Origin of the sequence: Nocardioides sp. (assembly GCF_035576065.1) — a bacterium.
Lineage (GTDB): Bacteria > Actinomycetota > Actinomycetes > Propionibacteriales > Nocardioidaceae > Nocardioides.
The window spans coordinates 16,216-31,740 of record NZ_DATLWX010000051.1 but is presented as its reverse complement, the minus strand read 5'-3'; the positions used below and the strand labels follow the sequence as shown (position 1 = coordinate 31,740).

The following is a 15,525-nucleotide window of genomic DNA, read 5'->3' as shown; positions in this document are numbered from 1 at the left end:
CGGCCTTCTCGGGCTTGTCGGCGATGACGCACTCGGTGGTGAGGAACAGCGCCGCGATGGACGCGGCGTTCTGCAGCGCCGAGCGGGTGACCTTGGCGGGGTCGATGATCCCCTCCTTGATCATGTCGACGTACTCGCCGGTCGCGGCGTTGAGGCCCTCGCCCACCTTGAGGTTGCGGACCTTCTCGACCACGACGCCACCCTCGAGGCCGGCGTTGATGGCGATCTGCTTGATCGGGGCCTCCAGCGCCAGCTTGACGATGTTGGCGCCGGTGGCCTCGTCGCCGACCAGGTCGAGCTTCTCGAACGCGGTGACCGACGCCTGCAGCAGCGCGACACCACCACCGGCGACGATGCCCTCCTCGACGGCGGCCTTGGCGTTGCGGACGGCGTCCTCGATGCGGTGCTTGCGCTCCTTGAGCTCGACCTCGGTGGCCGCGCCGACCTTGATGACTGCAACGCCGCCGGCCAGCTTGGCCAGGCGCTCCTGCAGCTTCTCGCGGTCGTAGTCGGAGTCGGACTTCTCGATCTCGGCGCGGATCTGGTTGACCCGGCCCTCGATCTGGCCCTGGTCGCCAGCGCCCTCGACGATGGTGGTCTCGTCCTTGGTGATGACGACCTTGCGGGCCTGGCCGAGCAGCTCGATGCCAGCCGACTCGAGCTTCAGGCCGACCTCCTCGGAGATGACCTGTCCACCGGTGAGGATGGCAATGTCCTGCAGCATGGCCTTGCGGCGGTCACCGAAGCCGGGAGCCTTGACGGCGACCGACTTGAAGGTGCCCTTGATCTTGTTCACGACCAGGGTCGAGAGGGCTTCGCCGTCGACGTCCTCGGCGATGATCAGCAGCGGCTTGCCGGACTGCATGACCTTCTCCAGCAGCGGGAGGAGGTCCTTGACCGTGGAGACCTTGGAGTTGGCGATGAGGATGTAGGGGTCCTCCAGGACCGCTTCCATCCGCTCGAGGTCGGTGGCGAAGTAGGCCGAGATGTAGCCCTTGTCGAAGCGCATGCCCTCGGTCAGCTCGAGGTCGATGCCGAACGTGTTCGACTCCTCGACCGTGATGACGCCTTCCTTGCCGACCTTGTCCATCGCCTCGGCGATGGCGTCACCGACGGTGGTGTCGCCACCGGCGGAGATGGTGGCCGTGGCCGCGATCTGCTCGCGGGTCTCGACCTCCTTGGCCATGGAGAGCAGCTGCTCGGACAGCGCCGAGACAGCAGCCTCGATGCCGCGCTTGAGGCCCATGGGGTTGGCGCCGGCCGCAACGTTGCGCAGGCCTTCCTTGACCATGGCCTGGGCGAGCACGGTGGCCGTCGTCGTACCGTCACCGGCGACGTCGTCGGTCTTCTTCGCGACCTCCTTGACCAGCTCGGCGCCGATCTTCTCGTACGGGTCCTCGAGCTCGATCTCCTTGGCGATGCTCACACCATCGTTGGTGATGGTGGGCGCGCCCCACTTCTTCTCGAGCACGACGTTGCGACCCTTGGGGCCGAGCGTGACCTTGACCGCGTCGGCGAGGGTGTTCATCCCTCGCTCGAGACCACGGCGGGCCTCCTCGTTGAAAGCAATCAGCTTAGGCATATGTCTCAGACTTCCTTCGTCTTGAGTCAGGGTGCGCGGACCGGCGGGCTGCCCGCGACGGACGGTCTCCGCTCTCCGACGGACCATTCCCGCCGGCGCGTGAGACCTCAGCTTCACCAGTCTCGCGTTGGCACTCTCATAGCGAGACTGCCAGCATCATGTTTAGCACTCGCCCCTTGAGAGTGCAAACGTGGATCAGCGGGCGGAGAAGGCCCAGGACGCGACGTACCACTCCGTGCCGCTCTCGAGGCCGGTGACCTCCGTGACCCGGCGAACTCCGCCGCCGGGCACCTCCCAGGCCAGGAGCCTGGAACCGGACAGGAAGGCCACCACGTCCGGTCGCAGGAACCCCGCGACCGGGCAGCACTGCTGCTGGCAGGCCGTGCAGTTCGTCAGCAATGTCTGGCCGCCGGGCACCGGTCCATCCCCCCGCCCGACAACGAGGAACCGCGGCCGCCCCTCGATCGTCACCGCCACGGCGTCGAGACTGGGGTAGGCGACACCGAACAGGTCGACGGAGCCGGCCAGGACGTAGCTCCGTGCCGTCGTTTCGCCTTCGGTCCGCTCCGGCCCGTAGCCCTCGCCCCCGCTTTCGCCCGGGCTCCAGCGCGGAGAGTCGTCGAAGGTGCGCTCGCCGAGCGGGATGGTGTGCGCGCCCTCGATGCCGAACACGGTCCCGTCGCGACCGTCAGGCTCACTCGGGACCCAGATCCCGTCCTCGGTCCAGCGGGCCGTCTCCGCTGCCCATCGTGGCGTGGCCATCGCGGTCCAGGCGCCGGCAGTGAAGTCGTAGATCTGCAGCGAGCGTTCCTGGCGGAGGAACAGGTGGGTCCCGTCCGGGGAAAGGCTTTCGTCGGACAGGGCCGGCATCACATTGCCACCCTCGTCCGCGACGGGCTCGAGCGTGCCTGTCTCGAGCGAGTACGCCGCACCGTCGGCCCCGATCGCCACGATCCGTGAGAGCTCACCGCCCTCGCCCACCACGGCGAGGGCCCCGACGGCCCCGGTGATCTCGCTCGCGGGCGGCCCCTCCACCGACAGGTCGATCTCTGCCGGGAGGCCGGTCCCCTCGAGGAACGGCAGCTCCGCCTCCTCGGCCACGCTCGGCGCCACCCATACGGGCGCCCCGTCATAGGTGGTGACCGGGCCGGAGTGCTGGTCCTCCGATGACGGCGACACCGTCGACGAGGTAGCGGGCCCCGGCGCAGGTGCCACTCCCCCGGTCCGTCCGTCGACCAGGGCCACTCCGGCGACCGCTGCCGCGGTGGCGGCGATCGTCCCCGCCAGGGCGGCGCGAGCGCCGATCCGCCGCCGGGTGCCGTCACGCCACGCGCGGTCGACGGCCAGGGGGTCGTGTCTGCCGGCATCGGCGGCGGCGGAGCGGAAGAGGTCACGCAGCTCGGAGTCGGTCATGAGATCTCCTGGGAGAGCAGCTCGCTGAGTTCGGGGGCGCACTCGCGCAGCCGGCGCAGGGCCAGGTGTGCGGTGCTCTTGACGGTGCCCGCCGAGACACTGAGGGCGAGGGCGATGTCTGCCTCGGAGAGGTCCTCGAAGTAACGCAGGACGAGCACGGTGCGCTGTCTCGGGGTGAGCCGGCGCAGGGCATCGAGGAGCAGGATCCGACGCTCGACGAGCACATCACCTGGCGGCGTACGCCCCGGGTCGGGCACCTCGGAAATCACCTCGTGGCGGCCGCGGCGCCACCACGAGATGTTGTCGCGCACCAGGATCTGGCGCGCGTAGGCGTCGGGATTCGCGTCGCGAAGGCGTGGCCAGCGCTGCGCCACCTTGGTCAACGCTTCCTGGACGAGGTCCTCCGCACGGCCCGGATCCGCGGTCAGGAAGACGGCCGTGCGCAGCAGCTGCGGACGACGTGCCGTCGCCCAGGCCGTGAACGCCTCTCGGTCGCCCCTTCGTTGCTCCATGACCACCTCAACGCCATGGTGCCCCGTTTGGTTGGAGGCCGGCGGCAACCTTCTCAGGTGCAGCCGGCCACCGGATCTACTCGATGATCCGGATCGGCTCGCCCTCGACGCGCGCCGTCCAGGTGGTCGCGTCCGTGACCCTGCTTCCGGGGAAGCTGACCATGGCACGCCACCAGCATCCACCGGCGCTGACGCTCTCACAGGTGTACGTGCTGGGAATCGGGACCCGGAGGAACTGCAACTTGCCGTTGTAGCTCGCTGAGGTGATCCCGGTGATGGTGCAGTTGGACAGGGTTCCGTCCGTCACCCCGTCTCCGATGCAGCCGTTGACCGTGGTCAGGTTGCTCTCCGCGGGCGGCAGCAGCTGCACCGAGCCGGGGCTGCCCCCTGTGGCTTCCCCGACGTCGAAGAAGCTGACCACCAGCTTCTTGTTCGCCGCGGCAGGGACCACCCGCACGAGGTTGAAGGTCGTGGTCGCGGAGTCCGCATTGGCATAGATGCGCATCTTCTCGAAGGACGAGACCGACACAGCGCCGGCCGGTGCGTTCGAGATGGCACGGATGCCGAACATGTTGTTGCCGTTGCCCTTGACGTGCGGGTCGTCGCCGACCTGGGCGACCACAGCCGGGTTGCCCGCGTAGGCGCCGGTGGAGTCAAGGGTGATGCTGCCGTTGGGCATGTCGACGTTGTTGCGCACCTGCAGGTACCAGTCGCCAGCCCGGCTGGGGGTGAACGTGCACAGGTCCACCCACTGGTGGAAGACGCGTGCCATGTCCATCTTGAAGTCCGGCCCGTTGCCCGCGTCGAGATTGCGCAGCGCACTGTCCGCCCCTGTGTCGCGGTAGCCCGGGAACTGCTTGGTGCACTGGGCGGGCTGGTGGGCCGGCGCGGCGAAGGGATTCAAGGTGTCGACCGGCTCGCGGAGCGCGAACGAGGTGATGGTCGCGGACTCGCCGCCGAATCTCCTGGAGCCGTTGTCCGAGTCGCCGGAGCAGAAGGCGTTCGCCGCGTTCTTGTAGCGTTCGTGCGCGTCCGTGGTGGCATAGGGGTACCGATAGTTCTCGGTCGCGGCGAAGGTTCCGGTCGGGCCAGCGTTGCAGGCACCGCTACCGGCGTCGACGTACGCCGGGTCGTAGAGCTGCAGCTTGATGCTCTGGCCGACCGCAGCGTCGCTGACCCGGATCATGTAGATGAATCCGCGGGGGTCGTACTCCTCGTTGGCGGCGCCGTTTGCACTGCTGGCGCAGCCGTCCTCGCCCCCACCGCACTTGCGGGTCTCGAACTGGGAACCTTGGTCCTTCCAGGTCTCCGGCCCGGCGATCGCGCCCCAGAACTGGGGATTGGTCGAGCAGATGGCGTGGGGGGGCGACTTCAACACACTGCCCTGCGGCCCCAGCGTTGCGCTACCCGCCGGCTCGTTGCCGAAGGTGTTGCACGGGCTGCCCATGGGTGCTGGACCATTGAAGTCGGCCACCGAGCCGCGCGTGATGGTGCTCTGATGGATTCCGAACGAGCTCGCGAAGAAGTTGTCCACCGACTGACTGATCGTGACCTTCAGCTGCGTGGGCTTCGCGCCCCCCTCGACCGTGATCGTCGTCCCGCCACCGGCGGTGTAGCCGTTTTGCGCGGCGACCTCGAGGGCTCGGGCCTCAGCCTTCGCGAAGTCTTCGGGCATGAAGGTGACACCGGCAGTCGACGCGGCGTCCGCGGCCGCCTGGATCCGGTGCGTCTCCACCCACCAGCGCGCCGTGTCCACAGCGAGAGCGCACAGTGGCAGGGCAAGGAACGCGAAGAAGATGGCCCCCAGCACCATTGCGGCGCCGCGCTCGTTGCGGCGGTCCCGGCGGCTGACGAGGCGACTACGCCGGCTCATGTGATTCCCCTTCATGAGTGCGCGTTCGGCGTGCCGGGCTTGCAGCGGTCTTGCTCGAGGGGCTCGAACTGCATGACCGTGCGATCCTGGACGGTCTTGGTCGAGCCGAAGAAGCCCGACACCATGGTGTGGGTGACCTGCATACCGACTCCGACGCTGTCGCGCAGGGGGTCGTTGAGGCACGCATTGACCGAGGCGGAGGCCCAGCTCCCGCTCGAGTAGCGAAACTTGGAGAGTCCCGCGTCCCACACGTACTTCACACAGTTCGAGCCACACGTGAGGGTGCTCTGGCCTGACGGGTAGCCGTTGGCGCCCGGCTTGTAGATGAGCACCCAGTCGATGTCTTCGTTGTTCAGCGCGTTTCCAGTCGTCTGGATCGAGTCGGCCGCGGCTTGGGCGAAGGCGGGGGCGCCCGCGGGTGTGCACGGCGGCGGGTTGGCGCTGGCTTGACACGTGCCCGGGCCGCCGTCGGCGGAGGCGGAGGCCGTCCGTGCCCCCGTGCGGACGGCGCTGCTGACGGAGACGTAGTCCTTCATCAGCAAGCTCGCCTCGACGATCATGAAGAGCAGCAGGATCAGCGGCATCGCGATGAGCGCGAACTCCACTGCTGCGGCGCCGCGCTCATCCGAGCGCGCGCGACTGGAACGAAACACGTGGAGACCCCCCGGGCTCTTGCGCTCGAGGCCATCACAACGACGACCCTCCCAAGCAACGCGCCACAGTAGCCAGCCAGCGGACGGACCCATAACGACTGATCGGTCGCGTTGGCCTAGTCCTTTCGAACTACGTTCGTCGTGTCGCCACCAGCTCGGCGAAGGGGTCGGCTACAAGCGGCCCACAGGGCGGCCACAGCGCTCCTACAGGCGGGTGACGAGCAGCTCGGCGAAGGATTCGGCATTGGCTGGCAGGACGTCGAGGTAGAGCCCGGGCTCGATGAGCTCGAGCTCGGAGACGACCCACTCGTCGGCATACCAGAGGAGGTCGACGCGGACGTAGTCGAGCTCGCGGCCGAAGCGCTGGGTCAGCCAGTCGTTGGCGGTGAGCGCCACGGACGCGACCGACGGGTCGATCGGCACCGGCTGCGAGGCTCCGCCGAACTCCTCGTGCACCCGCACCTCGTCACCGGCAGGCACCTTGTCGACCTGCGAGATCACCTCACCGGCCAGCACGAAGACCGACACCTCTCCGCGCGTGCGCACCGACTCGACAAGGGGCTGCGCGATCCAGGGACCGCCGACCGGTTCGTACGTCGGGTGGCTCTGGATGGGTGTCCCGAGGCGGGGGTCGAGTGGGTCGCTGGCGACGATCAGGCCTGCGCCGCCGGCACTGACCCGGGGCTTGACGACGGCCGTCCCGAACTCCGCGATGGCCGCGGCGAACTCGGCGGGCGTGGACGTCAGTCGGGTCGGCACGACCGGCAACGGGTCGAGGTCGGTGAGGTAGGCCTTGTCGTGGTTCCACTCGAAGACGTCCGCGCCGTTGAGGAGCCGGGACTGGTCGAGCGATCGGGTCCACCGGAGGAACTCCTCGGCCCGGGTGGCGTAGTCCCAGGTCGCGCGGACCACCACGAGCGAGGCTCCGGCCCAGTCGACTCCCCTGTCGTCCCACGGCACCCAGGCGAAGTCGATGTCGCGCGCGGCCAGGGCCCGGTCGAGCGCCTCGAACCCCGGCTCGCCGTCGGGCAGGTCGGCGCAGGTCGCAAGCAGGACGGTCATGTGGTCTCCACAGAATTTTCTTGGGCGGGGTCGTCGTTGCTGCCGTGGAAGGTGCGTGCTGCCGTGTCGCGGTTGCTGCCCTCGACGTTGTCACCCTTCTCGATGACGACGAGGTTGTGATAGCAGTGCACGGCCCTCACGCGCCGGTCGGTGTAGCTCGGCTCGTAGCCCTCGACGAGGAACTCCTCGAAGTTCAGGCCGTCGACCAGGTCCTTGACCAGGTCCATCGACGTGCCCGGAGCCTTCGGGTCCACGGCTCCGCCCCACGCGGGCCAGTAGGACGTCTGGATGTCCTCGATGCAGTAGATCGCGCCGTCGGGAAGGAGCGGGAAGAGGATGGCGAAGGTGGCGCGGACGTGTTCGGGGATGTGGCTGCCGTCGTCGATCACGACCAGCGGCGCGCCCTGCTCCTCGACGATGCGCTGCAGGATGACGGGGTCCGTCTGGTCGCCGAGGTAGGTCGTGATGTGCCCCCCGTCGAGGAACGACTTGTCCTCGATGTCGAGACCGACGATGCGGGCGCGCGGGAAGAACCAGCGCCACATCCTCAGCGACGCACCGCTCCGCCGCTTCCGGGCATAGCCGCCGATGCCGACCTCGAGCAGCGTGAACTTCTCACCGCGCAGGTGCTGGAGGTGCCGCTCGTAGTGAGGGGTGTAGCGGTGCACGCCCCACTTGTCGGTGCCGAACTCGACCGCCAGCTCTGTCAGGTCGAGCGACATCAACCGCTCGCGTCGCTCGACCTTCTGGTCGGCTGCGGGGGCGGGGCGCGGCGCGGGACGTAGCCGCTTCGCTGCGCGGCGTCCGACGTGGGCAACGGAGTCGCGGAGAGGCACGATCGAGACCCTAGCCCTGCACGGGCGGCACGTGCGGATCGCCTCCACCGCTCTCCTCGCCCGGACCGGCGCCGTGGTCAGGACGGCTCGCGCCACCTCGTGCGGCCCCGGCGAGGGCGCTGATCCGAACGCGTCTCCCAGCTGGGGGCGCGTACTCAGGCAAGGAGAGGTCAAGAGGGCCACCATGAGCCCATGGACACCATGCAGACCAGGCAACACCAACACCCCGTGAGCAGTGAGCACTACCGCTGGCTGCGCCGCGAGGTCGCCGACTGGCAGATGGACGGCCTCGTCGACGCGGACACGGCGCAGGCGATCACCGCCCGCTACCTCGACGCCGGGACCACGCACCGCCGCTTCTCGCTCGGCCGACTGCTCCTCTTCCTCGGCGGCGCCTTCGTGGGCGTCGGGCTCATCTGGCTGGTGGCCGCGAACCTGGACCAGCTGCCGCCGATGCTCCGCTTCGTCGCGGTCGCGGCGATCTGGCTGGCCCTCATCGGCGCCGCGGAGCTGACCCGGGTCACGGGGTCGGTGCGCGGCGCGCTGCGGCTGATGGCGGCGCTCGCCTTCGGCGCAGTGATCTTCCAGGCCGCGCAGTCCCTGCAGGTCCCGGCCTATTCCCCCACACTGATCGGCTTCTGGGCCGCGGGCGCGCTGGTCCACGCCTACGGTTTCCGAGCGCTGATGCCGCTGGTGGTCGGAGTCATCACGGGCGTCGGATGGTGGATCTCGCAGCCGCTGTGGGACAACGGCACCGCGGCGGGCGCAGTCGTCGCCTTCGCTACGGCGGCCGTCGCGGCCATCTCCCTGGCCGTGGTCCACGATCGCGGACTCACCCGATTCGGGCAGGTATGGCGATCGGTCGGTGCTCTGCTCGGCATGATCGCCCTGTTCATCGCGGCCGTGCCCTACACGACCGCCGACGACTTCGAGTGGGACGCCTGGCTGGTCGGGTCGCTCGTCGTGGCTGCTGCCCTCGTCGCGGCTGCCATGGTGATCGCACGCGGCCGGGCCCGGCTGGAACCGCTCGTGGCCGTTGCCGTGCTGGCCGCAGCCGTGCTGATGGTGCTGTGGGACACCGGCACGGACACCTCGGACGTCAATGCTGCCGACTGGGCCCACGCCGCGGTCAGCGTGGTCGCCTTCGTGGCCCTGGCGGTGGCACTCGTGGCCATCGGCACGCTGCGGGACAACCCGGTGCTCACCGTGATCGCCATGGTCGGGCTGGTGATCTTCACGACCTTCCAGAGCTTCGCGGTGTTCGCGGCCATCGTCGAGGGAGCGTGGCTGTTCCTCGTGCTCGGGCTCGTCTTCCTGGCCACCGGCTTCCTCTTCGACCGGGCGCGGCGTGAGATCGCCGCGTCCCTGGAGGACGTCGGCCCAGACACGCTCCACGCCCACCAGGACTCCCAGCAGGAAGGAACAGGCCGATGAAGAAGATCGCCACCCTCGCAGTCGTGGTCGCCGCTCAAGCGATCCTCGCCGGCGTCGCCGTAGCGCCCCAGCTGTCGGCACGCGTCACGGGAGACACCTATCTGCTCCGTGTCGTCCCCGTGGACCCGATCGATCCGTTCCGCGGCGCCTACGTGGCGCTGGGCTACCCCGATCTCGACCTGGTCGGAGATGATGGCCAGAGCGAGACCTGGATGGCCGACGAGGGGGAGCGCGGGGCGATCTACGTGGTCCTGCGCAAGGACGGCGACGTGTGGGTCGCCGACGACCTCCGTCGCGACCGTCCCACCGGTGACACGCCCTACATCGCGTGCGACGACCGCGACTGGGCCGTCGAGTGCGGGATCGACAGCTTCTTCCTGCCCCAGGACGAGGCGTCCGCCATGGAGGACGTGCTGCGGGAGGGAGCGATCGCCGAGGTCAGGATCGACGGCCGGGGCCACGCCGCGCTCATCGACGTACGAGCCCCGTGACCCCGGCGGGGGCTGCCGTCAGCGTCGGACCAGGGTGACGTTGTAGGACTGCTCCTCATCGACCATGACCTCGTCCCAGTCGATCGAGATCGACTTCGGGACGCCGCGCGGGGTGTAGGTGACCTCGACGCGGTCGGCGTTGTCGTAAGCGTCGCGGAGCATCAGGAACAACTGGTCCATCGAGTGGCCCTTGCCATCCGGGCGCCGGCGCCCGTCCTGCATCACCTTGTGGATCTCACCGTCGCGTACGACCGTCCGCACCGGCGGGATGGGCAGGCAGTAGCAGTGGTGGCGCACCGTGGTGGCGTAGTCGTCGATGCCCTTGCTCTCCCACGCCTCCCAGGCGGCGACGAGCTTCGGGTCGTCCGTGGGTGCCGGCTCGAAAGGATCTGTGGCGTGCGCGGCCACGGGCACGGAGGTCAGGGCAAGGGCGAGCAGGAGGGCACGGACGGTGGTCTTCACAGGAGTCATGGTCGCTTGGACGTGGCACTCGGTCCAGCGGTTGCATCCCGGCCTGCGCCGGTCCGCGAGGGGCGTACGGCGAACTCAGCAGCCGCCGGCGACCGCCGGGATCACCGAGATCTGGGTGCCGTCCGGGGTGGGTGTGTCGAGGTTGTCGAGGAACCGCACGTCGTCGTTGCCGACGTAGACGTTGACGAAGCGGCGCAGGTTGCCCGCCTCGTCGAGCACCCGGCCCTTGATGCCGGCGAAGCTCGCGTCCAGGTCGTCGAGCACAGCCGCGAGGGTGTCGCCGTCGGCGGTGACCTCGGACTCGCCATTGGTGTAGGTGCGCAGGATGGTCGGGATGCGGACCGAGACGGTCATGGACGGCTCCTAGAGAAGAAGAGGGCTAGACGAGGTTGGCGGCGGTGAAGGCAGAGTAGGTCGGCTCGATGGTGGCGGCGGCGCTCACCCGGTCGGAGACGGCGTCGAGGGTCTTGAGTCCGTGGCCGGTGTTGATCACGACCGTCTCGAGCGTGGTGTCGAGCTGACCCGTCTCGACGAGCTTCTTCAGGACCCCCACGGTGGTCCCACCGGCGGTCTCGGTGAAGATGCCTTCGGTGCGGGCCAGCAGCACGATCCCGGCGCGCACCTCGTCGTCGCTGATGTCCTCGACCGCGCCGCCGGTGCGGCGGCAGACGTCGAGGACGTAGATCCCGTCCGCGGGGTTGCCGATGGCCAGGCTCTTGGCGATGGTGTCGGGCTTGACCGGACGGATGGCGTCGGTGGCGCCCTTGTAGGCGACGCTGACCGGGGAGCAACCGGTGGCCTGGGCGCCGTACACCCGGTAGGGCTTGTCCTCGACGAGCCCCAGCTTGATCAGCTCCTGGAACGACTTGTCGACCTTCGTCAGCTGCGAGCCAGAGGCCACCGGGATGACGATCTGGTCGGGCAGTCGCCAGCCGAGCTGCTCGGCGATCTCGTAGCCGAGGGTCTTGGATCCCTCGGCGTAGAAGGGGCGCACGTTGACGTTGACGAACGCCCAGCCCTCTTCCTCGCCGGCGATCTCCGAGGCGAGCTTGTTGACGTCGTCGTAGTTGCCGTTGACGGCGACGAGCCGGTCGGTGAAGACGGCCGAGTTGACCTGCTTGGGCTGCTCGAGGTTGCTCGGGATGAAGACCACGGTCTTGATCCCGGCGCGGGCCCCCGCCGCCGCGACCGCGTTGGCGAGGTTGCCCGTCGAGGGGCAGGCGAAGACCTTGGCGCCGAGCTCGCGGGCCGCACTCAGGGCACAGGCCACGACCCGGTCCTTGAACGAGTTGGTCGGGTTGGTGGAGTCGTCCTTGACCCACAGGTTGTCGATGCCCAGCTCGCGCCCGAGGTTGTCAGCCTTGAGCAGGCGGGTGAAGCCGGGCTCCATGTTGGGGCTCTGCTCGATGTCGCTCGGGACCGGCAGCAGGGCCTTGTAGCGCCAGATGTTGGCCGGACCTGCCTCGATCTCCTCGCGAGTCACCTGCGGGAAGTCGTAGGCCACCTCCAGCGGACCGAAGCACTCCGGACACGCGTAGTGCGGGCCGAGGTCGACCTCGTGGCTGCACTCGCGGCACACCAGGACGCGGGCGTTGCCGAAGGCTCCAGCGCGGAACGTCTTCGACGGGGCGGATTGTGCGACAACAGACATGGCGAAGTCCTCCTTCTCATCGACCCCGGGCGACTTTCGCGCCGGGACGGAATTGGCACCGTTTCCGCGACTGCCGCAGGCGACAGGAGGTTCGTGGCGGTTGCCGGGACTTCGTCGGGCCGTTCCCTCAGTCCCTCGTGATGAGGTCTTCAGAGTAGACAGGCCGTCTCAGCATGTGCACATCGTGTCCACATGCTGGCGGAGGCGCTCAGCCTCGCCGGGCCTTGCCGGCATCGGCGATCAACCGCCGAAGGAGCTCGAGCACGCCGTCGGGGCCCGGGACCACCACGTCTGCCAGCGGCACCAGCGCGGACTGCTCGTCGGATGCGGCGCAGACCAGCAACGTGGCCAGGCCCTGGTCCCTCAGTGCGGCGACGGCTTCGAATGCTTCGACGTCGCCGAGGTCGTCACCGGCATAGAGGAAGCCGCCGGCGGCCTGCTCCTCGGCCAGCGTCTGCACCGCGTGGCCCTTGTGCTGACCGGGGGCCCGGACCTCGATCACGTTGCGTCCGGGCTCGACGACCAGGCCGTTCGCCCGGGCCAGCTCGGCCATCGGGGGCAGCAGTCGCTCGTATGCCGCCGCGGCGTCCTCGAGACGACGCGTGTGTACGGCGACCGCGAGCCCCTTCTCCTCGACGAACGCCTCGGCGGCGTCACCACGCCTCATCAGGGAGGGCAGCTCACGACAGAAGCTGGCCAACCCGTGCGGCGGTCGCGGCGAGACCACCCGCCGGTTCGTGGACGACCAGCGCTCGTTGCCGTACTGGCCGAAGATGAACAGCTCCTTGCCGTGCTCGCCGATCGTGTCGCCGACCTCGTCGAGCCCACCCAGGGCGAGCGCCTGACGAGCGGGGCGCCCGGTGACGACCGCGACGGCCCGCACGATCCCACTCAGGTCGACGAGCACCTGGGGCGCGTCCGCGTGGATGTGAGCCCGGTCCGGATCCTCGACGATGGGCGACAGGACGCCGTCGAAATCCAGGCCGACGACCACTTCGTCAACGCGCGCGACGAGCTCGCCGTATCGCTGCTCGGCTGCCGGGGAGGTGAACTCCATGAGGAGACCCAATCACGTGGGCCGACTCAGGCCTCCATCAGGCGGCGTCGCCCGTCAGCACGATCGTGAGCCGGTCCATCTTCATGGGTTCGACCGCCAGCGCCGTGCGAGCGATGCCGAGGTCGAGCGCCAGCTGCTTGGCAGCCGCCTGCAGGCGCTGGGGGTGGTAGACGGTGGACGCGGGGATGGCGCCGTACCAGTTGTCCTCGCCCACGACCTGCCAACCGACCTGGGTCGCCTTGGCTGCGGTGGTGGCTGCGAGCCCCTTGATGCCGGAGTTGTTGTAGACCTCGACGTAGACCTCGCCGCGCTTGACGACCGGCTGCGGCTTGGGCTTCTTCGTCGGCTGGACCGCAGTCGGCTCAGGCGTCTCGACAGGGGTCGCCGCAGCGGTGGTGATCTTGCGCTCGGTCGCCGGTGCGTCGCGGGTGGCGGCGAACGTGAAGCCCGCCATGGCGATCGCGATGACGCTCAGCATCACCAGCGGGGAGGGGAAGGCAGCACCGCACTCGGAGCGGGGCCGTCGTGCCGGTGTCGCGGTCATGGGTGCCTCGCTGGGGGAAGTAGGCGCGAACACGTGGGTCAGACCTCGAACCCGAGGCGGCGAGCCGAACGCTGGCGCTGGCGCGAGGCACGCAGCCGTCGGAGGCGTCGCACGAGCAGGGGGTCGGCCTCAAGCGCCTCGGGACGGTCGATGAGGGCGTTGAGCACCTGGTAGTAGCGGGTGGAGCCCATGTCGAACTTCTCGCGGACCGCCTGCTCCTTGGCGCCGGCGAACTTCCACCAGTGGCGCTCGAACTCGAGGATGTCGCGATCGCGCTGGCTCAAGCCGGGGGTGCCGTCACCCTCGGGTGAGACGTATACGTTCGCGGCGTCCATGGCACAGCTCCTGAGTCGGGGTCTCCTGCTTCCACTCACTGTAGGCGACGAACAACACCGATGTCATTCGCTCTCGGCGAGTCGCGTCCCCACCTGTGGGTGAGTCGGGCCCCACCCTCTGGGTGAGTCGGGCGGCGAAGCGGACGGTTAGGGTGGAATTGTGCCTCAACCCCGGCTAGCCGACCTCGTGATCGTTGCCAATCGACTGCCGGTGGACCGGGTGACCCTGCCCAACGGGGACTCGGACTGGCGTCGCTCCCCGGGTGGTCTCGTCTCTGCCCTGGAGCCGGTGATGCGCGCCCACGACGGCGCCTGGATCGGCTGGCCCGGATCGACCGACGACGCCGACCTCGAGCCCTTCGTCGAAGACGGTCTCCAGCTGGTGCCGGTGCACCTGAGCGAGGAGGAGGTGGAGGAGTTCTACGAAGGCTTCTCCAACGGCACCCTCTGGCCGCTCTACCACGACCTGGTCGCCAAGCCGGGGTTCCACCGGGAGTGGTGGGACGCCTACGTCCGGGTCAACCGGCGCTTCGCCGAGCGCGCTGCGGAGATCTCCGCCGAGGGCGCGACCGTGTGGGTGCAGGACTACCAGCTCCAGCTGGTGCCGCAGATGCTCCGCGAGCTCCGCCCGGACCTGCGGATCGGTTTCTACCTCCACATCCCCTTCCCTCCCGCTGAGCTGTTCAGCCAGCTGCCGTGGCGTCGACAGATCCTCGAGGGACTCCTGGGAGCCGACCTGATCGGCTTCCAGCTCCCGGGCGGGGCGGGCAACTTCGTCCGTCTGGTGCGGGGCCGGGTGGGGCACAAGACCCACCGAGACCTCGTCTACCTCCCGGACGGCCGCACCGTGAAGGCCTGCGCGTTCCCGATCTCCATCGACGCGGCCGGGTTCATCGAGCTCGCCCGCACACCTGCTGTCCAGGAGCGGGCCGACGAGATCCGCGAGGCGCTCGGCAACCCCCGCAAGGTCTTCCTCGGCATCGACCGGCTCGACTACACCAAGGGCATCTACCCGCGGCTGCGTGCCTTCGCCGAGCTGATCGCCGACGGCCTGCTCGACGTCGAGGACGTCGTCTTCGTGCAGGTGGCGACCCCCTCGCGCGAGCGGGTCGAGGAATACCGCATCCTGCGCGACGAGATCGACCGCCTGGTCGGACGGATCAACGGAGACCTCGGCCGGATCGGCCGTCCCGCCATCTCCTACCTGCACTCCTCCTACCCCCGCGAGGAGATGGCCGCGCTCTACCGTGCCGCCGACATCATGGTCGTGACGCCCTACCGCGACGGCATGAACCTCGTCGCCAAGGAATACGTCGCCTGCCGCTACGACGACGACGGCGCCCTCGTGCTGTCGGAGTTCGCCGGCGCGGCGCACGAGCTGCGTCAGGCCTATCTGATCAACCCCTACGACATCAACGGGATGAAGTCCGCGCTCATGGAGGCCTACCACGCGCCCGCCAAGGAGACGACGCGGCGGATGCGCGCCATGCGCAAGCAGGTCGTCGACAACGACGTCAGCGCATGGGCCACGAGCTTCCTCTCCGCGCTCGCCGACATCCGGCCCGAGCACGGCAAGACCGTGCGGCCAGCTCGCGGGGAGTGACCCCGCTG

16 protein-coding genes and 1 riboswitch are annotated in these 15,525 nt (G+C 68.9%); of the genes, 3 read left to right on the top strand and 13 right to left on the bottom strand.

Annotated elements, in window-relative coordinates; genetic code table 11:
• The 7 genes from groL to VNJ48_RS22565 all read right to left on the bottom strand — a co-directional run.
• Positions 1–1,582 (bottom strand): chaperonin GroEL (gene groL, locus VNJ48_RS22595; protein ID WP_325606050.1); only part of this gene is annotated, 1,582 nt, incomplete at its 3' end.
• Between the two features lie 195 nt (positions 1,583–1,777).
• A complete protein-coding gene (locus VNJ48_RS22590) occupies positions 1,778–2,995 on the bottom strand; it encodes a hypothetical protein (protein ID WP_325606049.1) in 1,218 nt (405 codons plus the stop codon).
• A complete protein-coding gene (locus tag VNJ48_RS22585) occupies positions 2,992–3,507 on the bottom strand; it encodes a SigE family RNA polymerase sigma factor (RefSeq protein WP_325606048.1) in 516 nt (171 codons plus the stop codon). The genes VNJ48_RS22590 and VNJ48_RS22585 overlap by 4 nt, the downstream gene beginning before the upstream one ends.
• Positions 3,508–3,583: 76 nt before the next feature.
• The gene (locus tag VNJ48_RS22580) at positions 3,584–5,380 is read right to left on the bottom strand and encodes a pilus assembly protein TadG-related protein (protein WP_325606047.1); all 1,797 of its coding nucleotides are present in this window, start codon (positions 5,378–5,380) and stop codon (positions 3,584–3,586) included.
• A gap of 11 nt (positions 5,381–5,391) precedes the next feature.
• Entirely contained in the window at positions 5,392–6,033 is a 642-nt protein-coding gene (locus VNJ48_RS22575) for a TadE/TadG family type IV pilus assembly protein (protein ID WP_325606046.1), read from the bottom strand.
• 204 nt (positions 6,034–6,237) lie between these two features.
• The gene (locus VNJ48_RS22570) at positions 6,238–7,095 is read right to left on the bottom strand and encodes a hypothetical protein (protein ID WP_325606045.1); all 858 of its coding nucleotides are present in this window, start codon (positions 7,093–7,095) and stop codon (positions 6,238–6,240) included.
• Positions 7,092–7,931 carry a hypothetical protein gene (locus tag VNJ48_RS22565; protein WP_325606044.1) on the bottom strand — a complete coding sequence of 280 codons (840 nt, stop codon included), beginning with the start codon at positions 7,929–7,931 and terminating at the stop codon, positions 7,092–7,094. Before VNJ48_RS22565 ends, VNJ48_RS22570 begins: the two co-directional genes overlap by 4 nt.
• 192 nt (positions 7,932–8,123) lie before the next feature.
• On the opposite strand from VNJ48_RS22565, the gene VNJ48_RS22560 reads away from it, so the two are divergent.
• Both VNJ48_RS22560 and VNJ48_RS22555 read left to right on the top strand, forming a co-directional pair.
• Positions 8,124–9,365, top strand: a complete 1,242-nt coding sequence (locus tag VNJ48_RS22560) for a DUF2157 domain-containing protein (protein ID WP_325606043.1) — start codon at positions 8,124–8,126, stop codon at positions 9,363–9,365.
• Positions 9,362–9,856, top strand: coding sequence for a GDYXXLXY domain-containing protein (locus tag VNJ48_RS22555; protein ID WP_325606042.1), 495 nt, complete (start codon positions 9,362–9,364; stop codon positions 9,854–9,856). Before VNJ48_RS22560 ends, VNJ48_RS22555 begins: the two co-directional genes overlap by 4 nt.
• A gap of 18 nt (positions 9,857–9,874) precedes the next feature.
• Here VNJ48_RS22555 and VNJ48_RS22550 read toward each other — a convergent pair whose 3' ends face one another.
• The 6 genes from VNJ48_RS22550 to VNJ48_RS22525 all read right to left on the bottom strand — a co-directional run bounded on the left by VNJ48_RS22550 (position 9,875) and on the right by VNJ48_RS22525 (position 13,914).
• Entirely contained in the window at positions 9,875–10,318 is a 444-nt protein-coding gene (locus tag VNJ48_RS22550) for a DUF6174 domain-containing protein (protein ID WP_325606041.1), read from the bottom strand.
• 84 nt (positions 10,319–10,402) lie between these two features.
• Positions 10,403–10,681, bottom strand: coding sequence for a MoaD/ThiS family protein (locus tag VNJ48_RS22545; protein WP_325606040.1), 279 nt, complete (start codon positions 10,679–10,681; stop codon positions 10,403–10,405).
• Positions 10,682–10,706: 25 nt separating this feature from the next.
• Positions 10,707–11,978: a threonine synthase gene (thrC, locus tag VNJ48_RS22540; protein WP_325606039.1), complete on the bottom strand. Its 1,272-nt coding sequence runs from the start codon at positions 11,976–11,978 to the stop codon at positions 10,707–10,709.
• A 13-nt stretch (positions 11,979–11,991) separates the two neighbouring features.
• Positions 11,992–12,125: riboswitch (SAM riboswitch) on the bottom strand.
• A gap of 61 nt (positions 12,126–12,186) precedes the next feature.
• Entirely contained in the window at positions 12,187–13,035 is an 849-nt protein-coding gene (otsB, locus tag VNJ48_RS22535) for a trehalose-phosphatase (protein WP_325606038.1), read from the bottom strand.
• A gap of 37 nt (positions 13,036–13,072) precedes the next feature.
• The gene (locus tag VNJ48_RS22530) at positions 13,073–13,579 is read right to left on the bottom strand and encodes a LytR C-terminal domain-containing protein (RefSeq protein WP_325606037.1); all 507 of its coding nucleotides are present in this window, start codon (positions 13,577–13,579) and stop codon (positions 13,073–13,075) included.
• A 38-nt stretch (positions 13,580–13,617) separates the two neighbouring features.
• Entirely contained in the window at positions 13,618–13,914 is a 297-nt protein-coding gene (locus VNJ48_RS22525) for a DUF3263 domain-containing protein (protein WP_297733814.1), read from the bottom strand.
• A 160-nt stretch (positions 13,915–14,074) separates the two neighbouring features.
• Here VNJ48_RS22525 and VNJ48_RS22520 point away from each other — a divergent pair, with 160 nt between their 5' ends.
• Positions 14,075–15,517, top strand: coding sequence for a trehalose-6-phosphate synthase (locus VNJ48_RS22520; protein WP_325606036.1), 1,443 nt, complete (start codon positions 14,075–14,077; stop codon positions 15,515–15,517).
• Positions 15,518–15,525: the final 8 nt, after the last annotated feature.

Excerpts from the sequence above, each read along its gene's own strand:
- VNJ48_RS22560 (WP_325606043.1), top strand. The coding sequence starts at position 8,124 with ATGGACACCATGCAGACCAGGCAACACCAACACCCCGTGAGCAGTGAG.
- VNJ48_RS22570 (WP_325606045.1), bottom strand. The coding sequence starts at position 7,095 with ATGACCGTCCTGCTTGCGACCTGCGCCGACCTGCCCGACGGCGAGCCG.
- otsB (WP_325606038.1), bottom strand. The coding sequence starts at position 13,035 with ATGGAGTTCACCTCCCCGGCAGCCGAGCAGCGATACGGCGAGCTCGTC.
- VNJ48_RS22530 (WP_325606037.1), bottom strand. The coding sequence starts at position 13,579 with ATGACCGCGACACCGGCACGACGGCCCCGCTCCGAGTGCGGTGCTGCC.
- VNJ48_RS22555 (WP_325606042.1), top strand. The coding sequence starts at position 9,362 with ATGAAGAAGATCGCCACCCTCGCAGTCGTGGTCGCCGCTCAAGCGATC.
- VNJ48_RS22580 (WP_325606047.1), bottom strand. The coding sequence starts at position 5,380 with ATGAGCCGGCGTAGTCGCCTCGTCAGCCGCCGGGACCGCCGCAACGAG.
- VNJ48_RS22545 (WP_325606040.1), bottom strand. The coding sequence starts at position 10,681 with ATGACCGTCTCGGTCCGCATCCCGACCATCCTGCGCACCTACACCAAT.
- thrC (WP_325606039.1), bottom strand. The coding sequence starts at position 11,978 with ATGTCTGTTGTCGCACAATCCGCCCCGTCGAAGACGTTCCGCGCTGGA.
- VNJ48_RS22585 (WP_325606048.1), bottom strand. The coding sequence starts at position 3,507 with ATGGAGCAACGAAGGGGCGACCGAGAGGCGTTCACGGCCTGGGCGACG.
- VNJ48_RS22525 (WP_297733814.1), bottom strand. The coding sequence starts at position 13,914 with ATGGACGCCGCGAACGTATACGTCTCACCCGAGGGTGACGGCACCCCC.
- VNJ48_RS22590 (WP_325606049.1), bottom strand. The coding sequence starts at position 2,995 with ATGACCGACTCCGAGCTGCGTGACCTCTTCCGCTCCGCCGCCGCCGAT.